At 66.6% G+C, this 26730-nt stretch carries 26 protein-coding genes; 20 read left to right on the top strand and 6 right to left on the bottom strand.

Annotation, left to right across the window (positions count from 1 at the left end; genetic code table 11):
* Positions 1-36 precede the first annotated feature (36 nt).
* Together ACZY1I_RS18090 and ACZY1I_RS18085 are read right to left on the bottom strand one after the other, a co-directional pair.
* Positions 37-3375 carry a transglutaminase family protein gene (locus ACZY1I_RS18090; RefSeq protein WP_463755845.1) on the bottom strand — a complete coding sequence of 1113 codons (3339 nt, stop codon included), beginning with the start codon at positions 3373-3375 and terminating at the stop codon, positions 37-39.
* Between the two features lie 130 nt (positions 3376-3505).
* A complete protein-coding gene (locus ACZY1I_RS18085) occupies positions 3506-4585 on the bottom strand; it encodes a YciC family protein (RefSeq protein WP_463755844.1) in 1080 nt (359 codons plus the stop codon).
* Positions 4586-4731: 146 nt separating this feature from the next.
* On the opposite strand from ACZY1I_RS18085, the gene ACZY1I_RS18080 reads away from it, so the two are divergent.
* Together ACZY1I_RS18080 and ACZY1I_RS18075 are read left to right on the top strand one after the other, a co-directional pair.
* Complete coding sequence (locus tag ACZY1I_RS18080) at positions 4732-6108, top strand: replication-associated recombination protein A (protein ID WP_463755843.1); 1377 nt, start codon at positions 4732-4734, stop codon at positions 6106-6108.
* The gene (locus ACZY1I_RS18075; RefSeq protein WP_463755842.1) at positions 6105-6437 is read left to right on the top strand and encodes a YciI family protein; all 333 of its coding nucleotides are present in this window, start codon (positions 6105-6107) and stop codon (positions 6435-6437) included. The genes ACZY1I_RS18080 and ACZY1I_RS18075 overlap by 4 nt, the downstream gene beginning before the upstream one ends.
* Before the next feature lies 1 nt (position 6438).
* On the opposite strand, the gene ACZY1I_RS18070 is transcribed toward ACZY1I_RS18075, so the two are convergent.
* A complete protein-coding gene (locus ACZY1I_RS18070; RefSeq protein ID WP_463755841.1) occupies positions 6439-7059 on the bottom strand; it encodes a hypothetical protein in 621 nt (206 codons plus the stop codon).
* A 177-nt stretch (positions 7060-7236) separates the two neighbouring features.
* Between ACZY1I_RS18070 and ACZY1I_RS18065 the strand changes: the two genes are divergently transcribed.
* From ACZY1I_RS18065 to aroQ, 10 genes are all read left to right on the top strand, one after another.
* Entirely contained in the window at positions 7237-7626 is a 390-nt protein-coding gene (locus ACZY1I_RS18065; RefSeq protein ID WP_463756282.1) for a secondary thiamine-phosphate synthase enzyme YjbQ, read from the top strand.
* 132 nt (positions 7627-7758) lie between these two features.
* The gene (gene alaS, locus ACZY1I_RS18060; RefSeq protein ID WP_463755840.1) at positions 7759-10464 is read left to right on the top strand and encodes an alanine--tRNA ligase; all 2706 of its coding nucleotides are present in this window, start codon (positions 7759-7761) and stop codon (positions 10462-10464) included.
* Complete coding sequence (gene ruvX, locus ACZY1I_RS18055; protein WP_463755839.1) at positions 10465-10980, top strand: Holliday junction resolvase RuvX; 516 nt, start codon at positions 10465-10467, stop codon at positions 10978-10980. It abuts the gene before it with no gap.
* On the top strand, positions 10973-12208 hold the full coding sequence (gene mltG / locus ACZY1I_RS18050) for an endolytic transglycosylase MltG (protein WP_463755838.1): 1236 nt from the start codon (positions 10973-10975) through the stop codon (positions 12206-12208). The genes ruvX and mltG overlap by 8 nt, the downstream gene beginning before the upstream one ends.
* Positions 12205-13014 carry a shikimate dehydrogenase gene (locus ACZY1I_RS18045; RefSeq protein ID WP_463755837.1) on the top strand — a complete coding sequence of 270 codons (810 nt, stop codon included), beginning with the start codon at positions 12205-12207 and terminating at the stop codon, positions 13012-13014. Before mltG ends, ACZY1I_RS18045 begins: the two co-directional genes overlap by 4 nt.
* A 10-nt stretch (positions 13015-13024) precedes the next feature.
* Entirely contained in the window at positions 13025-13456 is a 432-nt protein-coding gene (locus ACZY1I_RS18040; RefSeq protein ID WP_463755836.1) for a prepilin peptidase, read from the top strand.
* 135 nt (positions 13457-13591) lie between these two features.
* Complete coding sequence (gene aroC / locus ACZY1I_RS18035; protein WP_463756281.1) at positions 13592-14800, top strand: chorismate synthase; 1209 nt, start codon at positions 13592-13594, stop codon at positions 14798-14800.
* A 7-nt stretch (positions 14801-14807) separates the two neighbouring features.
* A complete protein-coding gene (locus tag ACZY1I_RS18030) occupies positions 14808-15359 on the top strand; it encodes a shikimate kinase (RefSeq protein ID WP_463755835.1) in 552 nt (183 codons plus the stop codon).
* A 16-nt stretch (positions 15360-15375) separates the two neighbouring features.
* On the top strand, positions 15376-16464 hold the full coding sequence (gene aroB / locus ACZY1I_RS18025) for a 3-dehydroquinate synthase (RefSeq protein WP_463755834.1): 1089 nt from the start codon (positions 15376-15378) through the stop codon (positions 16462-16464).
* Complete coding sequence (gene aroQ, locus ACZY1I_RS18020) at positions 16461-16898, top strand: type II 3-dehydroquinate dehydratase (protein ID WP_463755833.1); 438 nt, start codon at positions 16461-16463, stop codon at positions 16896-16898. Before aroB ends, aroQ begins: the two co-directional genes overlap by 4 nt.
* On the opposite strand, the gene ACZY1I_RS18015 is transcribed toward aroQ, so the two are convergent.
* On the bottom strand, positions 16888-17676 hold the full coding sequence (locus tag ACZY1I_RS18015) for a B-4DMT family transporter (RefSeq protein WP_463755832.1): 789 nt from the start codon (positions 17674-17676) through the stop codon (positions 16888-16890). The genes aroQ and ACZY1I_RS18015 overlap by 11 nt on opposite strands.
* Before the next feature lie 33 nt (positions 17677-17709).
* Here ACZY1I_RS18015 and ACZY1I_RS18010 point away from each other — a divergent pair, with 33 nt between their 5' ends.
* Complete coding sequence (locus ACZY1I_RS18010; protein WP_463755831.1) at positions 17710-18822, top strand: M24 family metallopeptidase; 1113 nt, start codon at positions 17710-17712, stop codon at positions 18820-18822.
* 24 nt (positions 18823-18846) lie between these two features.
* Here ACZY1I_RS18010 and ACZY1I_RS18005 read toward each other — a convergent pair whose 3' ends face one another.
* Together ACZY1I_RS18005 and ACZY1I_RS18000 are read right to left on the bottom strand one after the other, a co-directional pair.
* On the bottom strand, positions 18847-19494 hold the full coding sequence (locus ACZY1I_RS18005; RefSeq protein ID WP_463755830.1) for a hypothetical protein: 648 nt from the start codon (positions 19492-19494) through the stop codon (positions 18847-18849).
* Positions 19409-19996 (bottom strand): PE family protein, encoded by a 588-nt coding sequence (locus ACZY1I_RS18000; protein WP_463755829.1) that lies wholly within the window; start codon positions 19994-19996, stop codon positions 19409-19411. The genes ACZY1I_RS18005 and ACZY1I_RS18000 overlap by 86 nt, the downstream gene beginning before the upstream one ends.
* Positions 19997-20591: 595 nt before the next feature.
* On the opposite strand from ACZY1I_RS18000, the gene efp reads away from it, so the two are divergent.
* From efp to ACZY1I_RS17965, 7 genes are all read left to right on the top strand, one after another.
* Positions 20592-21155 carry an elongation factor P gene (gene efp, locus ACZY1I_RS17995; RefSeq protein ID WP_463755828.1) on the top strand — a complete coding sequence of 188 codons (564 nt, stop codon included), beginning with the start codon at positions 20592-20594 and terminating at the stop codon, positions 21153-21155.
* A 2-nt stretch (positions 21156-21157) separates the two neighbouring features.
* A complete protein-coding gene (nusB, locus tag ACZY1I_RS17990; RefSeq protein WP_463755827.1) occupies positions 21158-21658 on the top strand; it encodes a transcription antitermination factor NusB in 501 nt (166 codons plus the stop codon).
* Positions 21655-22062 (top strand): antitermination protein NusB, encoded by a 408-nt coding sequence (locus ACZY1I_RS17985; RefSeq protein WP_463755825.1) that lies wholly within the window; start codon positions 21655-21657, stop codon positions 22060-22062. Before nusB ends, ACZY1I_RS17985 begins: the two co-directional genes overlap by 4 nt.
* A 107-nt stretch (positions 22063-22169) precedes the next feature.
* A complete protein-coding gene (locus ACZY1I_RS17980; protein ID WP_463755824.1) occupies positions 22170-22607 on the top strand; it encodes a DUF6636 domain-containing protein in 438 nt (145 codons plus the stop codon).
* A 33-nt stretch (positions 22608-22640) separates the two neighbouring features.
* Positions 22641-25463, top strand: a complete 2823-nt coding sequence (locus ACZY1I_RS17975) for an aminotransferase class I/II-fold pyridoxal phosphate-dependent enzyme (RefSeq protein WP_463755823.1) — start codon at positions 22641-22643, stop codon at positions 25461-25463.
* A gap of 260 nt (positions 25464-25723) precedes the next feature.
* The gene (locus ACZY1I_RS17970) at positions 25724-26476 is read left to right on the top strand and encodes a GntR family transcriptional regulator (RefSeq protein ID WP_463755822.1); all 753 of its coding nucleotides are present in this window, start codon (positions 25724-25726) and stop codon (positions 26474-26476) included.
* Positions 26473-26703 (top strand): 4Fe-4S dicluster domain-containing protein, encoded by a 231-nt coding sequence (locus tag ACZY1I_RS17965; protein WP_463755821.1) that lies wholly within the window; start codon positions 26473-26475, stop codon positions 26701-26703. Before ACZY1I_RS17970 ends, ACZY1I_RS17965 begins: the two co-directional genes overlap by 4 nt.
* The last annotated feature ends 27 nt before the right edge of the window (positions 26704-26730 follow it).

Here is a 26730-nt window from a genome sequence, read left to right as displayed (position 1 = left end):
GAAGTGTCAGCTCGGTGCGAAATTCGGTGAGCGCCATCACTTCTGCACGGTACGCACGCGTCGAAGGTCGAGGATGCCCGGCGCGCCGATGTCGGTGAACAATCGCGCCTGCTTCTCCTTGAGGTCGGCCATGTCGAACTTGCCTGAGGTGAAGCCGGTCGCCTCGAACCGGCGGGCCCGGCGCGACTCGGCTTCGACGGCGTTGACCGGTGGCTGGTCATAGGCGCGTCCACCGGGGTGGGCAACGTGGTAGGTGCAGCCACCGCGCGACGTCCCGGTGGTCAGGTCGATCAGCTCGAATTGCAACGGAACATCGGTGGAGATCGTCGGATGCAGCGCGCTGGGCGGCTGCCACGCTTTGAACCGCACCCCGCCGACATGGATGTCGGGGTTGTCGGTGGCCAGCAGGGGGACCGGATAGCCGTTGCAGGTCACCGCATAGCGGTGCCGGTCGGCGCCGATGATGCGCACCTGAACACGCTCCACCGAGGAGTCGACGTAGCGGGCGGTGCCGGTGGCCGTCGACTCCTCGCCGAGGGTGTTCCACGGCTCGATGGCTCCGCGCAATTCGATCTCCACGCCGTCGAATACGGCGGTGCCGATGCGTGGGAAGCGGAACTCGGTGAACGGGTCCAGCCAGCTGGTCTCGAACGCGATGCCCTGTGCGCGCAGGTCGGCGGCGACATCGGCGATGTCGTGAATCAGGAAGTGCGGCAGCAGATATCGTCCATGCAGGTTTGCGCCGTGGCGGATCAGCGGGGCGCGCAGCGGCTGTTCCCAGAACCACGCCACCAGCGAGCGGACCAGCAGCGACTGCACCATCGCCATCCGCAGATGCGGCGGCATCTCGAACCCGCGAAGCTCCAGCAGCCCGAGTCGGCCGCGGGGGCCTTCGGGGCTGTAGAGCTTGTCGACGCAGAACTCGGCGCGGTGGGTGTTGCCGGTGATGTCGGTGAGCAGGTGCCGCAGTGCGCGGTCGGTCACCCACGGCTTCGCGTTGCTTTTCAGCCCCCCGCCGCCCAGCCGGGCGATCTCGGCGAACGCGATCTCGAGTTCGTAGAGCGCTTCGGCCCTACCCTCATCGACCCGGGGTGCCTGCGACGTGGTGCCGACGAACCGTCCGGCGAACAGATAGGACAACGACGGATGCCGCTGCCAGTAGGTGAGCAGCGACACCAGCAGGTCGGGGCGACGCAGCAGCGGTGAATCGGCAGGCGTGACGCCGCCGAGCGTGATGTGATTGCCGCCGCCGGTGCCGCCGTGGGTGCCGTCGATCTCGAACGACTCCGTCGAGAGTCGAGTGAGACGGGCTTCCGCGTACAGCGTTTCGAGTTGCCGCCGTTGCTCGTCGAAACTGGCGGTCGGTGCGACGTTGACCTCGATGACACCCGGGTCGGGCGTGACCGTCGTCGACGTCAGCCGCGGGTCCGTTGGCGGGCCGTAACCCTCGATCACGACCAGGCAGCCGACTTTTGCCACCGCGGCCTCGATCCGGGCGATCAGGTCGACGAAATCTTCCAGCGCGACCGTCGGCGGCATGAATATGTACAGCAGTCCATCGCGAACTTCGGCCACCAGTGCGGTGGTCGGCGCATTGAGTGGATCCTCCAGCACCGCCGGGATGTCCGCCGGGGACTCCGACGGCAGCGCGTACCCCAGCGTCACCGGGTCGACATCGAACGAGTCCCGGGGCGGGTGCCAGCTGATCGAGTTCAGTGGCAGCCGCAGACCGGCCGGCGAGTCACCGTCAGTCAGCACCAATCGACCGCGGCGCAGCCGCCAGTCGGCACTGGCCCAGCCGCTCCCGTCGTCGCGGCGGTGCAACGGGAGCACATATGCCGTTGGGGTCGTGATCGCTTCGTCGAGGCGGGCCAGGAGTGCGGCGCGGCTGGCCGCCCCATCGTCACCGAGGTCGTCGGCGGACTCCACCGGGTCCCCGGACGGCAACCGGACCGCGGACGCCAATCGGCTCAGCGGGTCCTCGTAGGCGGGGCGCACCTGTGACAAGGGCAATCCGAGGCTCTCGGTGATGCTGGCCAACACCTCATGTGCTGTCTCGCCGCCGACCGACGGCGCCTCGTCGCGCGCATCCGACCACGGGTCGGCCAGCAGCGCCTCGTCGGTCCACAGTGGGCGTCCGTCGGTGCGCCAGTACAGCCCAATCTGCCAGCGCGGTAACGGCTCTCCGGGATACCACTTGCCTTGGGAGCGCTGGACGAGGCCGTGCGGCGCCCACTGAGCCTTCAACCGGGCCGTCAGTTCCGATGCCAGTACGCGCTTGTGTGGTCCATCGGCGGCGGTGCGCCATTCCGCGTCGACCTGATTGCGCACCGAGACGAACGTGGGCTCGCCGCCGACCGTCAGCCGGACGTCGCCGGCCGCCAACCGGTCGTCGACGCGCTGGCCGACCTCGCAGATCGTCTGCCACGCATCGTCGGTGTAGGGCAGGGTGACCCGTGGGTCCTCGTGGACTCGGGTGACGGAATTAGAGAACTCCAAGGTCGAGGTGCAGGGGCCGGTGCTCCCGGTGATGGGAGCCGCCGACGACGGGTGTGGGGTGGCCGCCAGCGGGATGTGGCCCTCGCCCGCGAACAGCCCCGACGTCGGGTCCAGGCCTATCCAGCCCGCCCCCGGGACGTACACCTCGGTCCAGGCGTGCAGGTCGGTGAAGTCGGCGGCCGGTCCCGACGGGCCGTCGAGGGCTTCCACGTCGGAGGTCAGTTGCACCAGGTATCCCGAGACGAACCGGGCTGCCAGACCCAGTTGCCGAAGGATCGAAACCAGGAGCCATGCCGAGTCACGACAGGAGCCGACGCCGCTTCGCAGCGTGAAGTCCGGTGTCTGAACGCCGGGTTCCATCCGCAGGCTGTAGCTGACATCGGTCCTGATCGCGCGGTTGAGCGCGACGAGGAAGTCGATGGTGCGGGTGCCCTCGGGTACCGAGAAGTTCTCCACCCAGGCCTGAACCAGGCCGCCGGGGCCCGACCCGTCACCGTCCTCGTCCACCGGCCGCATGAACGGTTCGAGGTCGTCGGCCAGCGCCTTGGGATACAACGACCCGCTGGACGGCCATTTCTCCGCCCAATCCTCGATGAAGAAGTCGAACGGATTGATCACCTTCAGGTCGGCGATCAGGCCGACAGTGATGGTCAGGTGCCGGGTGGGCTTGGGAAACACCAACCGCGCCAAGAAGTTTCCCAGCGCGTCCTGCTGCCAGTTGATGAAGTGCTCGTCGGGTTCCACCCGCAACGAGTAAGCCTCGATCGGGGTGCGGGAGTGTGGAGCCGGGCGTAACCGCACTACATGCGGATACACCTGGACCAGCTTGTCAAAGGTGTAACTGGTGCTGTGCTCCAGCGCCACTTTGATGCTCATAACCGCTGATCCCATCATAAGAAACTGCCGCCCGCAGCGCGCACCGATTTCGGCTCGCGTTGCGGGCGGCAGTCAAGCATTCAGTTGTGAACGCCCCGTTTCAGAACGTTTACAGCCGTTGGCGCCAAGGTTAGGCGTACTGCTGACCCGGGTACTGACCCGGGGGCGGGCCGCCCTGGAAGCCTGCCTGCTGCTGGTCGGCCTCAACCACCTGGCCACCGGTCAGCTTGCGGTACGTGTAGACCTGGATGAGCGATGCCACCGGGACGCCGGCGACCAGACCGACGTAGCACGCGATCTGACCAACCAGAACCGCTGCCTGCTGCAGCAGCCAGGACAGTGCGGTCGGACCCAGATTGTCCTTGGACGTCGCGATACTGCTCTTGATCGCGTCGATCGGCGACAGGGACTTGTCGACGACGAACACGATTGCGAACTGTGCGAGGAAGCCGAAGATGATGCCGGGGATGACGCACAGCGCGAACCCGATCGAGGCGCCGATCGCCAGCAGCAGCGCCGTGATCAGAACCGGGCCCACATTGCGCGGCTTGAAGAACGTTCCGATGCTGATCGGTCGGCCGTCGGCGACGTCAAGCGAGGCCGTGGTCAGCCCGGCGGCCATGTACATCGCCACGAAGAAGGCGAGGATGTAGCCGACGGTCAAGACGAGGTAGCTGATCAGCCCGAAGCTCGTCGTCGACGCCTCGTACGCGTAGCCGCCGCCGTAGTCATAGGTGGTGGTCGTGGTCTCCGAGGTCGCGAACGCGATCGCGAACGGGATCCCGACGACCGCGCCGATGGCGAGGAAGTAGATCAGTACCGGCACCGCGAACGCCGCGATGTTCTGGGTGAACTTGGCCCAGGCCCAGCTGAATGCTGCCCCAACACTGAAGTCCGACACGGGTCCGCCGCCGAAGCCACCGGCCGCGGGCGGGTAACCCGCCGGGGGTGCGCTCGGTGCGCCGTAGTTGGGCGGCGGAGGCGGTGGCGCCCCGTAGCCACCGGGAGCCTGGTAGCCGGGCGGCGGGCCCTGCGGCTGAGAAGGAACCTGGCCGTAATCCGGCTGCGGGGGTGGGCTGTACTGCGGAGGAGGTGGCGGCGCGCCATAGCCCGGGGGCGGCGGCGCGCTGTGTCGCGGCTGGGGCGGGTAGCCCGGGGGATTGCCCTGGGGGTTGCCCGGATTGCCCGGGTATTCTGGCGGCTGGCTCATTGTGGTCCTTGGTGCCTCGTAGTTCGCTCTTGTCGATCGGGGCTTAGCAAACCGCAACTTAGCAAATGTGTGGCGAAGACGCTCGCATTGGTAGGCGTCGAACGCTGTTGACGCGTCGTCAGTGCGGCTCGTCTGCGGTGCGTGGTATGCCTGGATTCGTGTCCGACGGTCTGTTCGACCTCCCCGGTGCGCCGACGACCACCGATCACGGCTTGACCGGTTCGGGCGTTTCGGCCGCAGGGGCTCCGCTGGCGGTGCGGATGCGGCCGGCATCGCTGGAGGAAGTAGTCGGCCAGCAGCACCTGCTGGCAGCCGGGTCGCCGTTGCGCCGACTGGTCGAAGGGTCGGGCGTTGCGTCGGCGATCCTCTACGGCCCGCCGGGTAGTGGCAAGACGACGTTGGCGGCATTGGTCTCGCAGGCCACCGGACGTCGGTTCGAGGCGCTGTCGGCATTGTCTGCCGGCGTCAAAGATGTTCGTGCGGTTATAGATTCAGCTCGTACCGCATTGCTGCGCGGTGAGCAGACGGTGCTGTTCATCGATGAGGTGCACCGATTCTCCAAAACCCAGCAGGATGCCCTGCTGGCCGCGGTCGAGAACCGGGTGGTGCTGCTGGTGGCGGCGACCACGGAAAATCCGTCGTTTTCGGTGGTGGCGCCGTTGTTGTCGCGGTCGCTGATCCTGCAACTGCGGCCACTGACTCCGGACGACATCCGCGCGGTGGTGCAACGGGCGATCGAGGATCCTCGCGGACTGGGTGGGCGGGTACATGTGGCGCCCGAAGCCGTCGACCTTTTGGTACAACTCGCGGCCGGCGACGCCCGGCGCGCCCTGACCGCACTCGAGGTGGCCTCGGAGTCCGTTCAAGAACCTGCCGAGGGCGTCACCGTTGAGATCATCGAGAAATCTTTAGACCGGGCGGCGGTCCGTTACGACCGCGACGGCGATCAGCACTACGACGTGGTGAGCGCCTTCATCAAGTCGGTGCGCGGCTCCGATGTGGACGCGGCGCTGCACTATCTGGCCCGGATGCTGGTCGCGGGGGAGGATCCGCGGTTCATTTCGCGCCGGCTGATGATCCTGGCTAGTGAGGACATCGGGATGGCGGACTCGACCGCCCTGCTGGTGGCAGTCGCAGCGGCGCAAACCGTGGCGCTGATCGGCATGCCCGAGGCGCAACTGACGCTGGCGCACGCCACCGTCTATCTGGCCACCGCGCCCAAGTCCAATGCCGTGACGACGGCACTGGGCGCGGCGATGAGCGACATCAAGGGCGGCAAGGCAGGTCTGGTGCCGCCGCATCTGCGGGACGGCCACTATTCCGGTGCGGCGGCGCTGGGCAACGCGCAGGGATACAAATACGCCCACGACGACCCAGATGGCATTGTCGCCCAGCAGTATCCGCCGAACGAGTTGGTGGGCGTGGACTACTACCGGCCCACTGGCCGGGGCGGGGAACGTGAAGTCGCCGGCCGTCTCGATCGGCTGCGGGCGATCATTCGTGGAAAGCGGGGACGATCATGAGGATCTTCAGCGACGAAGAGATGGCCCCTATCTTGGCCGCTGCCAAGACTTACAGCCTGGCCATTCTCAAGCGCGGTCCGAAATACGGTGACGACGCCGGGGCCGTCATCTGGGAGCACGGACGGCGAAACTTCGGTCTGCGCGACGACGGCGTGCTGGCAGTGGTGATGCCGACCACCGACGAGTCCGACGTGTGCGGTATCGGTGTGTTCGCCGCGACGGTCGAGGACACCACCGCGATCCTGAACGACGATCCGGGCGTGCTGGCCGGGGTGTTCACCTACGAGGTGCACCCATGCCTGGGCTTCCCCGGCGACGCGCTGAGATAACTCAGACCAGCTCAGGAACCCTCAGCTGGGCGATCGCCAGTTCGAATTCGCCGACGTCGTACTGATCGATGCCGAGGTCGCGGAGCATCGCCGTACGCAGCGAGCGGGCCGCATCGGTGCTTCGTTCCATAGCTTCGGGGCTGTCATAGGTCACCGAAGCCACCGCCCGGGCGGAAGCCGGATCGAGCATCAGGCTGGCACTGCAGAAGCCCTCGAAGTCTTCGACCTCCGGCAAGACGGTGAGCCGGTAGAAAAGGATGGCTTGCGCGAACTGCTCGGGCCGCGCCTTGAGCCAGGTGGCGCGCACGCACGCGCCCCGCCGGGAGCGGTGGTCGCGGTGCACAACCCCGATTTCCCACTGGTCGACGAGCGCGGTGCCGCCGAAGACGACCGCGGCCCGGTCCCGAACTGGAGCGACCTGCTCCAAACTCTGCTGCATCGCCTCCCTGGTCTCCCAGGCGCTGGTCGCGATGCACCGGCCCGATTCGCGGTCGACCAACAACGACAAGCCGTTGCATCCGTCGCTGCCCTGCAGGGCGGGCATCACGACATCGCGAACGTGCGCGATTCCCCGGTCGATCGAAGAGGGCTGCGCCTGAATGGTGGTAGAGCGTGCGTACACAGCGCGCCTCCAGTGTCGGGGCAGCACCCCGGTGGCGCCACCGGTCCCATCACCACCTTCCTCTTGTCGACTGGCCCTGGCAATCTCTTCTCCGGGTCTCTTCGTGTCTCACCCCCGACCGCTTCGTCGCGCGCGGTTGCGCAGACCCCCCGTAGGCTTGACGGGATGCATACCGACGTGCTGGAAGTGGATACCAGGACTCGCCGTACCGTCGATCTCACCGACACGGTGCGCAGGTTCTGCTTCTCCCTCGGCGACGGCCTGTGCAACATATTTGTTCCCCACGCGACCGCCGGAGTCGCCATCATCGAGACCGGCGCCGGATCCGATGACGACCTGGTAGACACCCTGGAACGGCTGTTGCCGCGCGACGACCGCTACCGACACTCGCACGGTTCGGCAGGGCACGGGGCCGATCACGTTTTGCCGGCCATTGTTTCGCCATCGATCACCGTGCCGGTCAGTGGCGGCGAGTTGATGCTGGGCACCTGGCAGAGCATCGTGCTGGTGGACCTGAACCGCGACAATCCACGGCGGTCGGTCCGGTTGACTTTCGTCTACGGCTAGGTGCAAGGCTAGGCGGGCCGAAATACGTGTTCGGCACCTGGCTCCGGCGAATAGGCTGTTACTGACCTCGAGCAAGTCGCGTATTGCTGCGTGGCGCAGAAAAGTACACCGGGAAACTAAGGAAGAAGCAGAGTGCAGACACACGAGATCAGGAAGCGGTTCCTTGATCATTTCGTGAAGGCGGGCCACACCGAGGTGCCCAGCGCTTCGGTGATCCTCGACGACCCCAACCTGTTGTTCGTCAACGCCGGCATGGTCCAGTTCGTGCCGTTCTTCCTGGGGCAGCGCACACCGCCGTACGCGACGGCCACCAGCATCCAGAAGTGCATCCGCACTCCGGACATCGACGAGGTGGGCATCACCACCCGGCACAACACCTTCTTTCAGATGGCCGGCAATTTTTCGTTCGGCGACTATTTCAAACGTGAGGCCATCGCCTTGGCGTGGGACCTGTTGACCAATAGCGTTTCCGAGGGCGGATACGGGCTCAACCCGGAGAAACTCTGGGCGACGGTTTATCTCGACGACGACGAGGCTGCCGGGCTGTGGCGGGAGATTGCCGAGTTGCCGGCCGAGCGGATCCAGCGGCGTGGGATGGCCGACAACTACTGGTCGATGGGCATCCCCGGCCCGTGCGGACCGTCCTCGGAGATCTACTACGACCGCGGCCCCGAATTCGGCGTCGACGGCGGGCCCATCGCCAACGAGGACCGCTATCTCGAGGTGTGGAACCTCGTGTTCATGCAGAACGAACGCGGCGAGGGCACTTCGAAGGAGAACTACGAGATCCTCGGCCCGTTGCCGCGCAAGAACATCGACACCGGGATGGGCGTCGAACGCATCGCGCTGGTCCTGCAGAACGTCGCCAACGTCTACGAGACCGACCTGCTGCGACCGGTGATCGACCTGGTCGCCGGGCTCGCGCCGCGCGGTTACGACGTCGGAAATCACGCTGACGACGTGCGCTACCGCATCATCGCCGACCACAGTCGCACCGCCGCGATACTGATCGGCGACGGCGTCAGCCCCGGGAACGACGGCCGCGGCTACGTCCTGCGCCGGCTGCTGCGCCGAGTGGTCCGGTCGGCCAAGCTGCTCGGGATCGACAACCCGATCGTCGGCGACCTGATGGCCACTGTCCGCGACGCGATGGGCCCCTCGTATCCCGAGTTGGTCAACGACTTCGACCGGATCAATCGCATCGCCGTCGCCGAGGAAACCGCCTTCAACCGCACGTTGGCCTCGGGCTCCAGGCTGTTCGATGACGTCGCCGGCGCCGCCAAATCGTCTGGCGCCACGCTGGTTTCCGGGTCGGACGCCTTCACCCTGCACGACACCCACGGCTTCCCGATCGAGCTCACTCTGGAAATGGCCGCCGAATCGGGCCTGACGGTCGACGAGGCCGGCTTCCGTGACCTGATGGCTGAGCAGCGTCAGCGCGCCAAGGCCGACGCCGCCGCGCGCAAGCACGCGCACGCCGACCTCAGTGCGTATCGCGACCTGGTCGACGCCGGACCCACCGAATTCACCGGCTTCGACGAATTGTCCACCGAAGCCAAGATTCTGGGCATTTTCCTGGACGGCAAGCGAGTGCCGGTGGTGGCGCACGGCGACGGCATCGGTGCCGACCGGGTGGAGCTGGTGCTGGACCGAACCCCCCTGTACGCCGAAGCGGGCGGGCAGATCGCCGACGCCGGAAGCATCAGTGGCACCGGTTCGGGCGGCAGCGCCCGCGCCGCGGTCACCGACGTGCAGAAGATCGCCAAGACGCTGCACGTACATCGGGTCAACGTGGAATCCGGCGAGTTCGTCGAGGGCGACACCGTCGTCGCGGCGGTGGATCCGGTTTGGCGTAAGGGGGCCACGCAAGGTCACTCCGGTACCCACATGGTGCACGCGGCGCTGCGGCAGGTGCTGGGCCCCAACGCCGTTCAGGCCGGATCGCTGAACCGGCCGGGCTATCTGCGCTTCGACTTCAACTGGCAGGGGTCGCTGACCGAAGACCAGCGCACCCAGATTGAAGAGGTCACCAACGAGGCCGTGCAGGCGGATTTCGAGGTGCACACCTCCATCGAGAAGTTCGAGAAAGCCAAGGCGATGGGCGCGATGGCGCTGTTCGGTGAGGCCTACCCCGACGAGGTCCGGGTGGTGGAGATCGGTGGGCCGTTCTCGCTCGAGCTGTGCGGCGGCACGCACGTGCACAACTCCGCGCAGATCGGTCCGGTGACACTACTGGGCGAATCGTCGATCGGGTCCGGCGTGCGCCGGGTGGAGGCCTATGTCGGGCTGGAGTCCTTCCGCTACCTGGCCAAGGAACGCGCGCTGCTGGCGGGATTGGCGTCGTCGCTGAAGGTGCCGTCCGAAGAGGTGCCCGCTCGGGTGGCGAACCTGGTGGACCGGCTCAAGGCCGCCGAGAAGGAGATCGAACGCGCCCGGCAGGCGACCGCGAAGGCGGCTGCGGCGAATGCTGCCTCCGGAGCGGAGCGCATCGGTAACGTCCGTCTGGTGGCGCAGCGCATGTCCAGCGGGACGACGGCAGCAGACCTGCGCTCGCTGGTCGGCGATATTCGCGGCAAGCTGGGCAACGATCCCGCGGTGGTCGCGCTGATCGCTCAGGGTGACGGGGCGACCGTCCCGTATGCCGTCGCGGCCAATTCCGCCGCCCAGGATCTCGGTCTGAAGGCCAACGAGCTGGTCAAACAACTCGCCGTCGCGGTAGCGGGCCGCGGCGGTGGCAAGGCTGACCTGGCTCAGGGCTCCGGCACCAACCCGACCGGCATCGACGCCGCCCTGGACGCGGTGCGCTCCGAAATCGCCTCGATAGCGCGGGTCAGTTGAGTGGTCGAATTGCCGCATCGCCTGCCTGACCGGCCGGGCGATCCCCGGACCCAAGAACCCGGGACGGGACGAGGCCGACGCCTCGGCATCGACGTGGGTACGGTGCGCATCGGCGTTGCCGCCAGCGATCCCGACGGCATCCTGGCCACCCCGGTGGAAACGGTGCGGCGGGAGCGATCGGGAAAGCATTTGCGCAGGCTGGCGGCGCTGGCGGCCGAAATGGAGGCCGTCGAGGTAATCGTCGGGTTGCCGCGGACATTGGCCGACCGAATCAGCCAGTCAACCCAGGACGCCATTGACGTCGCGGACGCGCTCGCTGAACGTGTTGCGCCGATACCGGTCCGGCTGGCCGACGAGCGGCTGACCACCGTCGGCGCGCAGCGGTCGTTGCGCGAAGCGGGCGTCCGGGCCAAGCAGCAACGCTCGGTGATCGACCAGGCGGCCGCGGTCGCGATCCTGCAGGGCTGGCTGGATGAACGCCGTGCCCTGATAGCGCGAGCAGCTTCCGATGTCTGACCTCGACGAGGGCAGGGCGAAACCCGTCGCCGTGGGGCCCGCACGCAAGTCAAGGGCCGACCGGAAACGGGCCAAGCGGGCCCGCCGGCGGCGACGCGTCGCTGGGACCATTGCAGTCGGCGTGCTGGTAGCCGTGGTGGTGGCGGCCGTGCTGCTGGGCTCGAAGCTCTGGCACGCCGTGACGGGCGTCGGCGACGACTACAGCGGTTCCGGCAATCGCGACATCGTCATGCAGATCAAGGAGGGCGACTCGACGACCGCGGTCGGCGAGACGCTCCAGAACCTCGGCGTGGTGCGGACCGTCCGGGCATTCGTCGACGCCGCGCACGGCAACGCCGCCATCTCGTCGATTCAGCCCGGCTTCTACCGCACCCGCACCCAGATCCCGGCGGCAGACGCGGTCACTCGCCTTGCAGACCCGAAGAACCGGGTCGGCAAGCTGGTCATTCCGGAAGGTCGTCAGCTCGACGACACCACCGACATGAAGACCAACAAAACCACCCCCGGAATACTCACCCTGATCTCCCAGGCCACCTGTGTGGACCTCGACGGCAATCAGCGTTGCGTGCCGGTGGCTGATCTGCGGACTGCGGCGAGCAAGAGCACTCCCACGGCGCTGCAGGTGCCGGATTGGGCACTCGAACCGGTCAAGGAGCTCGGCACTGACCATCGGCGAATTGAGGGCCTGGTCGCGCCAGGGACCTTCAACGTGGACCCGGCGCTGCCTGCCGAAGCCATCCTCTCGAACCTGATCAGCGCCGGAAACGTGGCATATCTGGCTTCCGGGCTTGGCGACACCGCCAAATCGCTGGGCCTGTCGCCCTACGACATCCTCGTGGTGGCGTCGTTGGTACAGCAGGAAGCCAACGCGCCGGACTTCGCGAAGGTTGCGCAGGTCATCTACAACCGGTTGCACGAACACCGGAAGCTGGAATTCGACTCGACGGTGAACTACCCGCTGGACCGCCGGGAAGTGGCGACCACCGACGCCGATCGTGGGATGAGAACACCGTGGAACACCTACATGGCCGAGGGGTTGCCGGCCACGGCGATCGATTCGCCCGGGGTGGACGCACTGCGTGCGGCCGAGCACCCGGCGCCGGGGGACTGGCTGTACTTCGTCACCATCGATTCCCAGGGCACCACGTTGTTCACCAGGGACTATCAGCAACACCTGGCGAACATCGAGCTGGCCAAGCGCAACGGTGTGCTTGATTCCGCGCGATGAGCGGGCAACCTAGACGGGCAGCTGTGCTCGGTTCGCCGATCGCGCATTCCCGCTCGCCGCAACTGCACCTGGCCGCCTATCGCGCGCTGGGCCTGAACGACTGGACCTATGACCGCATCGAGTGCGGCGAGGCGGAACTCCCCGAGCTGGTGGCCGGGTTCGGGCCGGAGTGGGTCGGCGTCTCGGTGACCATGCCGGGCAAGTTCGCCGCCCTGCGGTTCGCCGATCAACACACGCCGCGCGCCGAGCAGGTCGGATCGGCCAACACACTGGTGCGCACGGCGCAGGGCTGGCGCGCCGACAACACCGACGTTGACGGCGTGAGCGGGGCACTGGGCACGGTCTCGGGACACGCATTGGTGTGTGGATCCGGTGGTACCGCCCCGGCGGCCGTGGTCGGGCTGGCTGCACTCGGAGTCACCGGAATCACGGTGGTGGCGCGCAATCCGGACAAAGCCGCGCGGTTGGTGGACCTGGGTGCCCGCGCCGGCGTGGCCACCCGGTTCTGCGGGCTGGATGACGACGCGCTGGCAGACGAGGTGGCCGCCGCCGCGGCGCTGGTCAGCACCATCCCGGCCGACGTCGCCGCGCGCTATGCCGACACCTTCGCCGCCATCCCGGTGCTGCTGGACGCGATCTACAACCCGTGGCCCACACCCTTGGCGGCCGCGGTGCAAGCGGCCGGCGGTCGGGTGGTCAGTGGCCTGCAGATGTTGCTGCACCAAGCGTTCGCGCAGGTCGAGCAGTTCACCGGACTGCCCGCACCGCGTGACGCGATGACTTGCGCACTGGCTGAACTGCATTAGCCTGCCGCGCATGCGGATTGGGGTGTGCGGCCTGGCCTTGGCCTGGCTGACCGTGCTGAGTTGCTACGACATCCGGCAGCGACGGTTACCCAACCTGCTGACGTTGCCCGGCGCCGGCGTCATCCTGATCGGTGCGACCGTGACGGGCCGGGGCCTCGCGGCACTGGTCGGTGCCGCGGCACTGACCGGGCTGTACCTGGTGGTGCATCTGGCGGATCCGACGGGAATGGGGGCCGGCGACGTGAAGCTGGCGATCGGTGTGGGCGCCCTGACCGGGTGCTTTGGCGTCGGAGTGTGGTTTCTGGCGGCGCTCGCCGCGCCGGTGCTGACCACGCTGATCGGTGTGACGCGGCGGCTGATCCGAGGCGCTGCCGGCGCATTGCCACATGGCCCCTCGATGTGCTTGGTCACCGCCGCGGCGTCGGGGCTTGCACTGCTCTAGCCACGTTCACTCTGCGTCTATGGCGGCCTCTTCTCGCACTTTTTCGCCACAGACGCAGAGTCAAACCTGACGGTGCCGGCCGCTGTCATCAACGGCGTGAAAATCGAGCCCGCCCACACGTGGGAAGATGTTCGGGTGTTGCGCTGGATCACTGCAGGGGAGTCGCACGGCCGCGCGTTGGTGGCCATGGTTGAAGGCATGGTGGCCGGCGTCGAGGTCACGTCCACCAAGATCGCCGATGAGCTGGCCCGCCGACGGCTGGGCTACGGCCGCGGCGCGCGGATGAAGTTCGAGCGCGACGCGGTGACCGTGCTGTCCGGAGTGCGGCACGGCGTCACGCTGGGCGGGCCTATCGCCATCGAGATCGGCAACACCGAGTGGCCGAAATGGGAAACCGTGATGGCCACCGACCCGGTTGACCCCAAAGAGCTCGAAAACAGCGCTCGAAACGAACCATTGACCCGGCCGCGGCCGGGCCACGCCGATTACGCGGGCATGCTCAAGTACGGATTCGACGATGCCCGGCCGGTGCTCGAGCGCGCCAGCGCCCGCGAGACCGCGGCCCGGGTCGCGGCCGGCACCATTGCGCGGGAATTCTTGCGCCAGGCGTTGGGAGTCGAGGTGCTCTCGCACGTCATCTCCATCGGTGCGTCCGCGCCCTATGATGGCCCACCGCCGCGCGCGGCGGATCTGCCTGCCATCGACGCCAGCCCCGTTCGAGCGTTTGACGAGCAGGCAGAGAAGTCGATGGTCACCGAGATCGAAGCGGCCAAGAAGGACGGCGACACCCTCGGCGGCGTGGTGGAGGTCGTTGCGTTGGGCCTGCCCGTCGGGCTGGGATCCTTCACCAGCGGCGAAAGCAAGCTCGACAGCCAGCTGGCCGCCGCCGTCATGGGCATTCAGGCGATCAAGGGCGTCGAGATCGGCGACGGATTCGAGACTGCCCGTCGACGCGGCAGCCGTGCCCACGACGAGATGTATCCCGGTGCCGACGGTGTTGTCCGCTCGACAAATCGGGCCGGTGGCCTCGAAGGCGGCATGACCAACGGTCAACCGCTGCGGGTGCGCGCGGCGATGAAGCCGATCTCTACCGTGCCGCGGGCACTTGCCACCGTTGACATGGCCACCGGCGACGAAGCCGTCGCCATCCACCAACGCTCCGATGTGTGCGCGGTGCCGGCCGCCGGCGTCGTCGTCGAGACCATGGTGGCGCTGGTGCTGGCCCGCGCGGTGCTGGAGAAGTTTGGCGGCGATTCACTGGCTGAAACCCGTCGCAACATCGATAGCTACCTGCGCACGGTGGCCGACCGGGAAGCACCGGCGGCCCGGGCATCCGGAAGCTAGCTCGGCGGTGGCACCCAAAGCGGTACTCGTCGGATTGCCGGGTTCCGGCAAATCGACCATCGGCCGGCGCCTCGCGAAGGCGCTCGGGGTGAGCATGCTGGACACCGACGCAGCCATCGAGCAGCAGACCGGACGCACCATCGCCGACATCTTCGCCACCGACGGCGAGCAGGAGTTCCGACGCATCGAGGAAGACGTGATCCGCGCGGCCCTGGCCGAGCACGACGGTGTGCTCTCGCTGGGCGGGGGTGCGGTCACCAGCCCCGGGGTGTGTACCGCGCTGGCCGGCCATACCGTGGTGTACCTGGAGATCAGCGCTACCGAAGGCGTGCGGCGCACCAGCGGCAGCACGGTCCGGCCCTTGCTGGCCGGGCCCGATCGAGCCGAGAAATTTCGCGAGCTGATGGCCAAGCGCATTCCGCTGTACCGCCGGGTCGCGACCATCCGGGTGGACACCAACCGTCGCAACCCGGGAGCTGTGGTCCGCTACATCGTGTCGCGGCTGCAGAACCCGATGCGTGTGGCGGCCGCCAACCTGACAGACGAGGCGACTACATGACAGACAGGGCCGATCAATGACAGATGAGCACGCACCGGTCACCGTTGAGGTGGCCGTGGACCCGCCGTACCCCGTGGTGATCGGCACCGGTCTGCTCAACGAGCTGGAGCAGCTGCTGGCCGGTCGGCACAAAGTCGCCATCCTGCATCAGCCGGTGCTCACCCACACCGCTGAGAAGATCCGGGCTCTGCTGGCCGAAAGTGGAGTCGACGCGCACCGCATCGAAATCCCGGACGCCGAAGCGGGCAAGGAACTGCCGGTAGTCGGATTCATCTGGGAAGTGTTGGGCCGCATCGGAATCGGCCGCAAAGATGCCCTGGTGAGCCTGGGCGGCGGAGCGGCCACCGATGTCGCCGGATTCGCCGCGGCCACCTGGTTGCGCGGCGTCTCGATCCTGCATGTACCCACCACGCTGCTCGGCATGGTCGACGCGGCGGTCGGCGGCAAGACCGGCATCAACACCGACGCGGGCAAGAATCTGGTCGGGGCCTTCCACCAGCCGCTGGCGGTGCTGGTCGACCTCTCGACCCTGCAGACATTGCCGCACAACGAAATCGTCGCGGGGATGGCCGAAGTGGTGAAGGCCGGTTTTATTGCTGACCCGGTGATCCTGGACCTCATCGAAGCCGACCCGCAAGCGGCGGTGGACCCCAAGGGTGACGTACTGCCGGAACTGGTCCGGCGCGCGATCGCCGTCAAGGCCGAGGTGGTCGCGGCGGACGAGAAAGAATCCGAACTGCGCGAAATCCTCAATTACGGCCACACCCTGGCCCATGCGATCGAACGCCGGGAGCGCTACCAGTGGCGGCACGGCGCCGCCGTCTCCGTGGGCCTGGTGTTCGCCGCCGAACTCGCCAGACTCACCGGCCGCCTCGACGACGACACCGCACTGCGGCACCGGACCATCCTGGCTTCGCTGGGCCTACCGGTCAGCTACGACCCGGACGCATTGCCCCAACTGCTGGAATACATGGCCGGAGACAAGAAGACCCGTGCCGGCGTGCTGCGGTTCGTGGTTCTGGACGGACTGGCCAAGCCGGGACGGTTGGTAGGACCCGATCCCGGTCTGCTGGTGACCGCCTATGCCGGAGTCTGCGCCCCGTGACCGAATTCGTCGTGAATGTACTCAACGGCCCAAATCTGGGCCGGCTCGGCAAGCGTGAACCCGCCGTTTACGGCAGCACTACCCACGACGAGCTGGCCGCCCTGATCGAACGCGAAGCCGCCGAGCTCGGCTTGAAAGCGGTTGTGCGGCAGAGCGATAGCGAAGCTGAACTGCTGGACTGGGTTCATCAGGCCGCCGATGCCGGGCAACCGTTGATACTCAACGCCGGCGGTCTGACTCACACCTCAGTAGCCCTGCGGGACGCGTGCGCCGAACTGAGTGCACCGTTCATCGAGGTGCACATCTCCAATGTGCACGCACGCGAGGAGTTCCGGCGCCACTCCTACCTGAGTCCGGTCGCGACCGGGGTGATCGTGGGCCTGGGAATCCAGGGCTACCTGCTGGCGCTGCGCTACCTGGCCGCTACTCGCTGAGCTTCTTGTTCGGCTTGGTCTTGTCCAGGTTGAGCACCTCGGTCTTAGCCTCACCGCTGTGGTCGCCGGTGCGGATCACCTCGGTCTTTTCCTCGCGGCTGTGCGCGCCGCCGTGGTCGCCGGTCCGGATGACCTCGGTCTTGGCCTCACCGCTGTGGTCGCCGGTGCGGATGACCTCGGTGGGTGCCTCACGTTCGACCGTGGCCACCGATGAGGTCCGCTCCTCGGTCCGGGCGCCGGTCCGGATCTCACCGGTGGGGCTGTCGTCGGCGCGAACAGCGGAGAACACGTCGGTGTCGGCGCGGTCGCCTGAGCCCTCGCGTCCCTCGCGTGAGGCATCTTTCTTCTCGAGCGGCGGAGCATTGCGGTCAACGCGCCACCGTCCGACGGCCACTCCGATGATCGCGAAAACGAAGGTGAGGAGCGCGGTGAAGGCCGCAAATGTTGTTAGCTCGTTGAGCAGGCCGCCGGTGTAGATGCCGGTGTAAAACAACGCGATGAGCCAGGAAACGAGCCCGCTGACCACTCCGGCGACCAATCCGCTCAGCAGCCAGACCATCGCGAGATCTTCGCGCCGATCCGGGTCCGGGTTCGCTTTGGCGTCTGCGCGGCCGTCGAGGTGTCCCCACATTCCGGTGAAGAAAAGGAAGATCGCCAGCAGCACGATACTGATCAGCGCCGATTGCGTCTGCCACGCGTTGATCAGCGCCCCTTGTATCAGGCGAAGAACGACCATAGCGGCGGCAAAGACCAGTCCACGCAGCATCCACTTGTTCATGGGCAAACAGCGTAGCGAGTACCGTCAAGAGTCGTGACACATTCCCAGCGACGACACAAACTGAAATCCAAAATCGGTGCCGCCGGACTAGACGCGATGCTGGTCACGGACCTGATAAATGTTCGTTATCTGTCCGGTTTCACTGGGTCCAACGGCGCGTTGCTGGTGTTTGCTGACGACCGTGAGGCTGTGCTCGCCACGGACGGTCGCTATCGCACCCAGGCGGCGCAGCAAGCCCCCGATCTCGAGGTGGCCATCGAGCGGGCGGTGGGACGCGCTCTGGCCGGCCGGGCCGGCCACGACGGCGTGGGCAAGCTCGGATACGAAAGTCACGTCGTCACGGTCGACGGATTCGACGCACTCGCCGGCGAACTCGACGGACAGCACACCGAGTTGGTGCGGGCGTCGGGGACCGTGGAGACGCTGCGCGAGATCAAAGACGCCGGTGAGTTGGCGTTGTTGCGGTTGGCTTGCGAGGCCGCCGACGCCGCGCTGGCCGATCTGGTGCAGCGTGGCGGGTTGCGGCCCGGTCGCACCGAGCGCGAAGTGAGTCGCGAGCTGGAGAACTTGATGCTCGACCACGGCGCGGATGCGATCTCATTCGAGACGATCGTGGCTGCTGGGCCGAATTCGGCCATCCCGCACCACCGGCCCACCGACGCCGTGCTGGCTTCCGGCGATTTCGTCAAGATCGACTTCGGCGCACTGGTCGCCGGTTACCACTCGGACATGACCCGCACTTTCGTGCTGGGTAACGCTGCCGACTGGCAGCTGGAGATATACGACCTGGTCGCCGAGGCGCAGCGAGCGGGTCGCGAGGCACTGCATCCCGGCATCGACCTGCGCGAGGTCGACGGCGCCGCGCGCCGGATGATCGCCGACGCCGGTTATGGCGAGCACTTCGGCCACGGCCTGGGACACGGGGTCGGCCTGCAGATACACGAAGCGCCGGGCATCGGAGCCACGTCCGCCGGGACACTGCTTGCGGGCTCCGTGGTGACGGTGGAGCCCGGCGTCTACCTACCCGGCCGCGGCGGTGTCCGCATCGAGGACACCCTGGTGGTGCCGAGTTCGACGCCGGAACACGCGGAAAGAGCGCCCGAACTGCTGACCCGGTTCCCGAAGGAACTCGCCATCCTGGGGTAACCAGCACTCGAAGGGCGCCTCGAACTACTCGAAGTTTGTCTTGCCCCTAGTTCCATCAACCCCGCCGAGGGTGCCGGCGGATCCGCCGGCACCGCCCTGCACGAGTCCGACAGCACTTCCGGCTTGCCCGCCGTTGCCGCCGTCGCCGAGCAGCTTGGCATTTCCGCCGTTGCCGCCGACGCCGCCGCCCGAACCGCCGCCGCCGTCACCGCCGTCGCCACCGGAGCCGAACAGCGCACCGTCGCCGCCGTTGCCCGCGCGGCCCCCGTTGAGGCTGTTGTCGCCGTTGCCACCGTTTCCGCCGTCACCGAAAAGCATGCCGCCGTTGCCACCGTTTCCGCCGTCACCGAAAAGCATGCCGCCGTTGCCGCCGTTTCCGCCGGCGCCGCCGCGATCCCCTACGCTCGCGCCATCATTTGAGATTCCGTTGCCGCCGTTGCCGCCGTTGCCGCCGTTGCCGCCGTCTCCGTAGAGGAAGCCGCCGTTGCCGCCGCTGCCGCCGCTACCCGCAGTCACCCTGCCGAACCCGCCGTCGCCTCCGGCGCCACCGCCACCGAAAAGGCCGGCCGACCCACCGACGCCGCCGTTACCGCCCGCGGCGGTACTGCTGCCGCTCCGCCCGCCGACCCCTCCGCTGCCGCCGCCTACCCATGAGCAGCCCGCCCGCCCCACCGTCTCCCCCGGGAACACCGGTGGCCGTGCTGTTGCCTCCCTTGCCGCCGTTACCCCACAAGATGCCTCCGGCTCCGCCGGCCGTCCCGATGCCCTGCGCGGTGGTGATCCCGCTGGCGCCATCGCCGATCAGCGGGCGTCCCAGCAGCGCCTGAGTCGGTGCGTTGATGATGCTGAAGAACCCGTTCACCACGGTCTGAAGGGGGTTGGCTGCGGCGGCATTGGCCGCTTCGGCGGCGGCGTACTGCACCGCGCTGCCGTTCGTGAGATCGACGAACTGCTGGTGAAATACGGCCGCCTCAGCGCTGAGCGCTTGATAGGCCTGCCCGTACGCTTCGAAGACCGACGCAATAGCGGCCGACACCTCTTCACCGGCTGCCGCCAACACGTTCGTTGTCGACACCGAGGCCGCCGCATTGGCGGAGCTGAGCGTCGAGCCGACGTTCGCCAAGTCTGAAGCCGCAAGCGTTACGAAGTCCGGCACTGTAGTCACAAATGACATGCTTTTCGCCTCCGGATCAAACGCACATGTATCACGGATATCAACGCTGGAGACACGCTGAGGTGTGGCAATTCGGGCAAACTTGCGGTCGGTGCGCTCGCCACCGTCCGATGCCGCAACATCGCCGGCGGAGGCTAACAGCGAAAACTTCGCCCAAGCGCCGATAGCATGGGCGTTGTCCTGCAGGTACGTGGAGTTCCGCGAATCGTAGCCAGATGCGTCGGCACACTGTCAGGGGGATTGCCGGCGGCAGTGATATCCGCACTTCCAATCAAGCTAGAGCAAAGCTTGAGCCCGCTGCGCGGGCCAAATTGTCGGCTGCACGCCAGGTCCTGGCCGGCGTCGGATCCCAATTCGAGATTGCTTCGGGGAGGGACGTCGGCGAGCAATAGTTCGGCCTGGACGGGACCAACGGGTTGGCGTCGTAACCAGGAATGCCCGCGGCCCGGGTAAACTACAGCGGACGCCCGCCGTCCCTGCGCCAACGCAGGTACTCGCCGACCTCCCCGTTAGCGGAAATTGACACCGAGGTCGGGAGGCGGCAACGAATCAACCGCGCTGGTTAACCGGCTATCCCGTAGGAGATTTACCGACCGTGGCAAGCACTGCTGACTTCAAGAACGGACTTGTCCTGGTCATCGACGGCCAGCTGTGGACTATCACCGAATTCCAGCACGTCAAGCCCGGCAAGGGCCCGGCGTTCGTGCGGACCAAGCTGAAGAACGTGCTGACCGGCAAGGTCGTCGACAAGACCTACAACGCCGGTGTGAAGGTGGACACCGCCACCGTGGACCGGCGCGACACCACCTACCTGTACCGCGACGGCTCGGACTTCGTCTTCATGGACAGCCAGGACTACGAGCAGCACCCGCTGTCGGAATCGCTGGTAGGGGATTCCGCACGGTTCCTGCTGGAAGGTCTGCCGGTACAGGTGGCGTTCCACAACAGCGCGCCGCTCTACCTCGAGCTGCCGGTGTCCGTCGAACTCGTGGTCTCCCACACCGAGCCTGGCCTGCAGGGCGACCGGTCCAGCGCGGGCACTAAGCCGGCCACCGTCGAAACCGGCGCGGAGATCCAGGTGCCGCTGTTCATCAACACCGGCGACAAGCTCAAGGTGGACACCCGCGACGGGAGCTACCTGGGCCGGGTCAACTCCTGACCATGCCCGACCGAATAGCGGGGCCGGCGAAACCGGTAAAAGGACGGCACCAGGCGCGCAAGCGTGCCGTGGATCTGCTGTTCGAAGCCGAGGCGCGCGGAATCAGCCCCGCGGAGGCGGTCGAGCTTCGTAGCGCGCTGGCCGAAACCAACCAGGACATCGCCGCGGTGCACCCCTACACGGCCACGGCGGCTCGGGGAGTCGCCGAACATGCCGCGCACGTCGACGAGCTGATCACGTCGCACCTGCAGGCCTGGACGTTGGATCGACTGCCCTCGGTGGACCGCGCCATCCTGCGGGTCGCGGTGTGGGAGCTGCTGTATGCCGATGACGTGCCGGAGCCGGTCGCCGTCAGCGAGGCCGTCCAGCTGGCCAAGGAGTTGTCCACCGACGAGTCGCCGGGGTTCATTAACGGTGTGCTCGGCCAGGTGATGCTGGTGACTCCGCAGATCCGCGCGGCCGCCAAAGCGGTCCGATCCGCGGCGGGGGAGACGTCGTCATGACGCGCCTCGAGCTTCGTGTGGTGATGTCGGCGCTGGCGGCCGTGTTCGTGGTGATTGGAGCCGTCGTCAGCGCCGCATTCGGGTGGACCATCGTGGCCTCGGTGCTCGCGATCTTCGCCCTCGGGGTGGGCGCCTGGGTGTATCACTGCGTCGAACGCCTGATCCTGGCCCGCCGGATCAGCACTGTGCGTACCGCGGCGAAGCCGCTGCAGCCACTGCTCCCCGTGATGGCCGCGATCATGGCCCTCACCCAGGGCGTGGTGCGGTCGCTGGGCGACGTTGCCGATCTGCCCGGCCGCGCCTGGGAGCTGCCGCAGCTGCCGCTGTTGAAGTGGATGGAGAACCCGCTCAGCAAAGGCGGCGATCGACAGATCATCGAAAGCGACGACGAGTCGAGCCACTGACCCGCTAAATTCCCCGGTTTAAATGATCGCGCTTTGCGCGCAGTCGCGACAGAATGACGGCTGGTACCGATGGGATCAAACAGCGGGGATGGAATCGAAGAGCCACGATGCACAAAGCCACGATGGTGAGCGTGCCGCTGCTCGTGCTGAGCACCCTGGCTGCCACTAATTCTCCGGCGGCGCGCGCCGACGGAGCGGGCTTCTTCCAGGCGCCGTCCGGGAACATCTACTGTGACCTGGGGACGGCGGACAGCACCACTTACGCCGTCTGCGAAATCAAAGAGCACAGCTGGACGGCGCCAGCCCGGCCGGCATCGTGCGAGGGAGACTGGGGGAACCGTGTCACCCTTCGGCGGGGCAGTCCGGCCCAGATGACCTGCCACAGCGACACTGTGCAGGGTCCCGGATACCCCGTGCTGCAGTACGGCCAGTCCCGCTCGGTCAATTCGCTTACGTGCCAAAGCCAACCGGCCGGTATCACGTGCACCGACAACAACACCATCCACTATTTCCGTCTTGCCCGCGACAGCTACGAGCTGCACTGACGGCGCTGACCGCGCCAGAAGACAGGTGACGCCATGACTCGATACAGTGCCCGCCCGCGACGTCTCCGCGTCTCCGCCCTCGCGGCGGTGGCCAACCCGTCGTACACGCGCATCGACACCTGGAACATGCTCGACGACGCGTGCCGGCATCTGGCCGAGGTCGACCTCGCCGGGCTGGACAAGACACACGACCTTGCCGTGGTGAAGCGGCTGATGGACCGGATCGGCGCCTACGAGCGGTACTGGCTTTATCCCGGCGCCGCCAACCTGGCCATCTTCCGCGCCCATCTGGACGTGCTGTCGACGGTTCGCCTCACCGAAGAAGTGTCGCTGGCCACCCGTCTGTTGTCCGAATACGGTGATCGCACAGCGCTTTTCGACACTTCGGCGCCGCTGGCTGATCAGGAGTTGGTGGCGCAGGCCAAGCAGCAGCAGTTCTACACCGTGTTGCTCGCCGACGATTCACCCCCGACGGCGCCGGAGAGTCTCGTCGAGTGCCTGCGCGCGCTGCGCAATCCGGCCGACGATGTCCAGTTCGAGATCCTGGTTGCGCCCAGCGTCGAGGATGCGATCACCGCGGTGGCGCTGAACGGTGAGATCCAGGCCGCGATCATCCGTCACGATCTGCCGCTGCGCTCCCGCGACCGGGTGCCGCTGATGAACACGCTGCTGGGCTCCAACGACGACAGCACGGTGTCCGACCGCAGCCACGACTGGGTGGAGTGCGGCCAATGGATCAGGGAACTGCGGCCGCACATCGACCTCTACCTGCTCACCGACGAGTCGATCGCGGCGGGCGGCGAAGACGAACCCGACGTCTACGACCGGACTTTCTACCGGCTCAATGATGTCACCGACCTGCACAGCACTGTGATCTCCGGCTTGCGGAACCGTTTCGCCACACCATTTTTCGACGCTCTGCGCGCCTACGCGGCGGCGCCGGTCGGCCAGTTCCACGCGCTTCCGGTCGCCCGCGGTGCCAGCATCTTCAACTCGAAGTCACTGCAGGACATGGGCGAGTTCTACGGCCGCAACATCTTCATGGCCGAGACGTCGACAACGTCCGGTGGGCTGGACTCGCTGCTGGACCCGCACGGCAACATCAAGAAGGCGATGGATAAGGCCGCGGTCACCTGGAACGCCGACCACACTTACTTCGTCACCAACGGAACCTCGACGGCCAACAAGATCGTCGTCCAGTCGTTGACCCGGCCGGGCGACATCGTGCTGATCGACCGCAACTGCCACAAGTCGCACCACTACGGTCTGGTGCTGGCCGGCGCGTATCCGCGGTATCTGGAGTCCTACGCGCTTCCCGAGTTCGCCATCTACGGGGCGGTGCCACTGAGCACCATCAAGCAGGCTCTGCTGGACCTCGAAGAGGCCGGGCAACTCGACAAGGTGCGCATGCTGTTGCTCACTAACTGCATCTTCGACGGCGTCGTCTACAACCCGCTGCGGGTGATGGAAGAGGTGCTGGCGATCAAGCCCGACATCGTCTTCCTGTGGGACGAGGCCTGGTATGCATTCGCCACCGCCGTGCCCTGGGCCCGGCAGCGCACCGCCATGGTCTCGGCCGAGCGCCTCGAGCAGATGCTGGCATCGCGGGAATACGCCGAGGAGTACCGGATCTGGTCGCAGTCGACGGCGGGAGTACCCCGCTCGGAGTGGGGCAAGCACCGGCTGCTGCCGGACCCCAGTCGCGCCCGGGTACGCGTCTACGCGACACACTCCACCCACAAGTCGCTGTCGGCGTTCCGCCAGGCGTCGATGATCCACGTGCGTGACCAGGACTTCAACGCACGCGCCCGGGACTCCTTCGGTGAGGCGTTCCTGACCCACACATCGACTTCGCCGAACCAGCAGTTGCTCGCCTCTCTGGATCTGGCCCGCCGGCAGGTCGACATCGAGGGCTTCCAACTCGTTCGGCAGACCTACGACATGGCCCTGGTGTTCCGCCACCGGGTCCGCAAGGACCGGCTGATCAGCAGGTGGTTCCGCATCCTTGACGAGTCCGACCTGGTGCCGGAGGAATACCGGGCATCCCACGTCAGCTCCTACCGTGAAGTCCGTCAGGGCGCGCTGGACGAGTGGAACGAGGCCTGGCGATCCGACCAGTTCGTGCTGGACCCGACCCGGGTCACCCTGTTCCTGGGCAAGACGGGAATGAACGGCTACGACTTCCGCGAGAAGATCCTGATGGACAAGTACGGCATCCAGATCAACAAGACGTCGATCAACAGCGTGCTGCTCATCTTCACCATCGGGGTGACCTGGTCGGCCGTGCACCACCTGCTCGACGTGCTGCGGCGCACAGCTCTCGACTTCGACCGCAACAAGAAGGCGGCCAGCGCCGCCGACTGGGCGCTGCACGAGCGCCGCGTCGAGGAGATCACCGAGGACCTGCCGCACCTGCCCGACTTCAGTCGGTTCGACGATGCGTTCCGTCCGGACGAAAAGAGCGTGTTCGGTGATACCCGGTCTGCCTTCTATGCCGGATACGAGGAGTCCGACCGCGAGTACGTGCTGATCGGTACGGCCGGCCGCCGGCTCGCCGAAGGAAAGACGTTGGTGTCCACCACATTTGTGGTGCCCTACCCGCCGGGTTTCCCGGTGCTGGTGCCCGGGCAGGTGGTCTCCAAGGAGATCATCTACTTCCTCGCGCAGCTCGACGTCAAAGAGATCCACGGCTACAACCACGAACTCGGACTCTCGGTGTTCACCCAAGAGGCATTGGCCCGCATGGAAGCCAAACGCGCCGCGGTGACAACCGCGAGCGCCAAGGTCAACGGGTCTGGGCCCACGGGGGCCGAAGCGACGATCGTGGCCAACGAGCAGACCCTTCCGGTCAACTGAGCGTCCCGTGCCCGCTCGGCAGTGAAGCTGGTTTCACATTCGACGACGAGCGTGCAGCCGGCTTCACAGTCGGTGATTGGACTGATTGCGCTCATCGGGATCGAAAAGCAGGCGCCGTGCGCGAGGTGGCGTAATCGTTCGGTGGGTCCAGGTTTTCGCTGGTTGCCACCGATTTGAGACCGGCGCAATACCTATGACCGCCGGTCAGGGCGGATTTCGCCGCCTGCGCATATGTTCCTGACCGGCGATAGCGTGGCGACGTGGCCGAACCAGTGCCGATCCAGGGAGCCCGAGCTGACCGGGCGCGGCGGACAGCCGACGTGCTCCGCCAGCAGATCCATGCGGGCGTGTACACCGACGGCCTGCCTGGTGAAAACGAACTGGCCGCCGAGTTCCTGGTTTCCCGGAACACCATCAGGGAAGCGCTCGCCGTGTTGAAGCGGGAAGGATTGATCGACCGCGGACCCAAGGTAGGAACCCACGTCGCGCAACGCAAATACGACCACGGCCTGGACACGCTGCTTGGACTGAAGGAAATGTTCAAGAACCACGGCGAGGTGCGCAACCAGGTCAGGGCCGGAATGCTGGTGACCGCTCCGCCCTCGGTGGCCCGCCGGCTGCAGCTCAAGGACGGCGAATATGCGGTCTACATCGAGCGGCTACGGTACCTTGGCAACCTGCCGCTGAGCCTCGACCTGACTTATCTTGCGCCGGACATCGGCACCCAGATCCTGGGTCACCCGCTCGAAGACAACGACCTGTTCGCGCTCATCGAGCAGGTGAGCGGCCAACAGCTGGGCTCGGCGTCGCTGGCGCTGGAAGCCATCCCCGCCGATGCCCACTCGGCGGTCGCGCTGCAGGTGCCCGATGGTGCGCCCCTGCTCATGCTCGAGCGGCTCACCAGCCTCGACGACGGCAGGCCCGTTGACTTGGAATACATCCGGATGCGAGGCGATCGAATCACTATGCGCGGCAGTTTAGTTAGAGCCGAGCCGACTAGGGGAAAATCGTGACGTTGGTGCACAACGGTCGGGCCGACGTACCGGTCACGATCGACGAATCGCTCTGCATCGACGGCTGCACCTTGTGTGTGGAGGTGTGCCCGTTGGATGCGTTGGCCATCAACCCCGAGACCGGCAAAGCCTTTATGCACGTTGACGAATGCTGGTACTGCGGCCCGTGCGCGGCCCGCTGCCCAACGGGCGCAGTGACGGTGAACATGCCGTATCTGCTTCGCTGACAATCCAATTCACGTACTGAAAAACCT

The sequence above is a fragment of the Mycobacterium sp. IDUB_37 genome (assembly GCF_055419245.1).
This window is presented reverse-complemented; position numbering and strand designations above follow the sequence as displayed.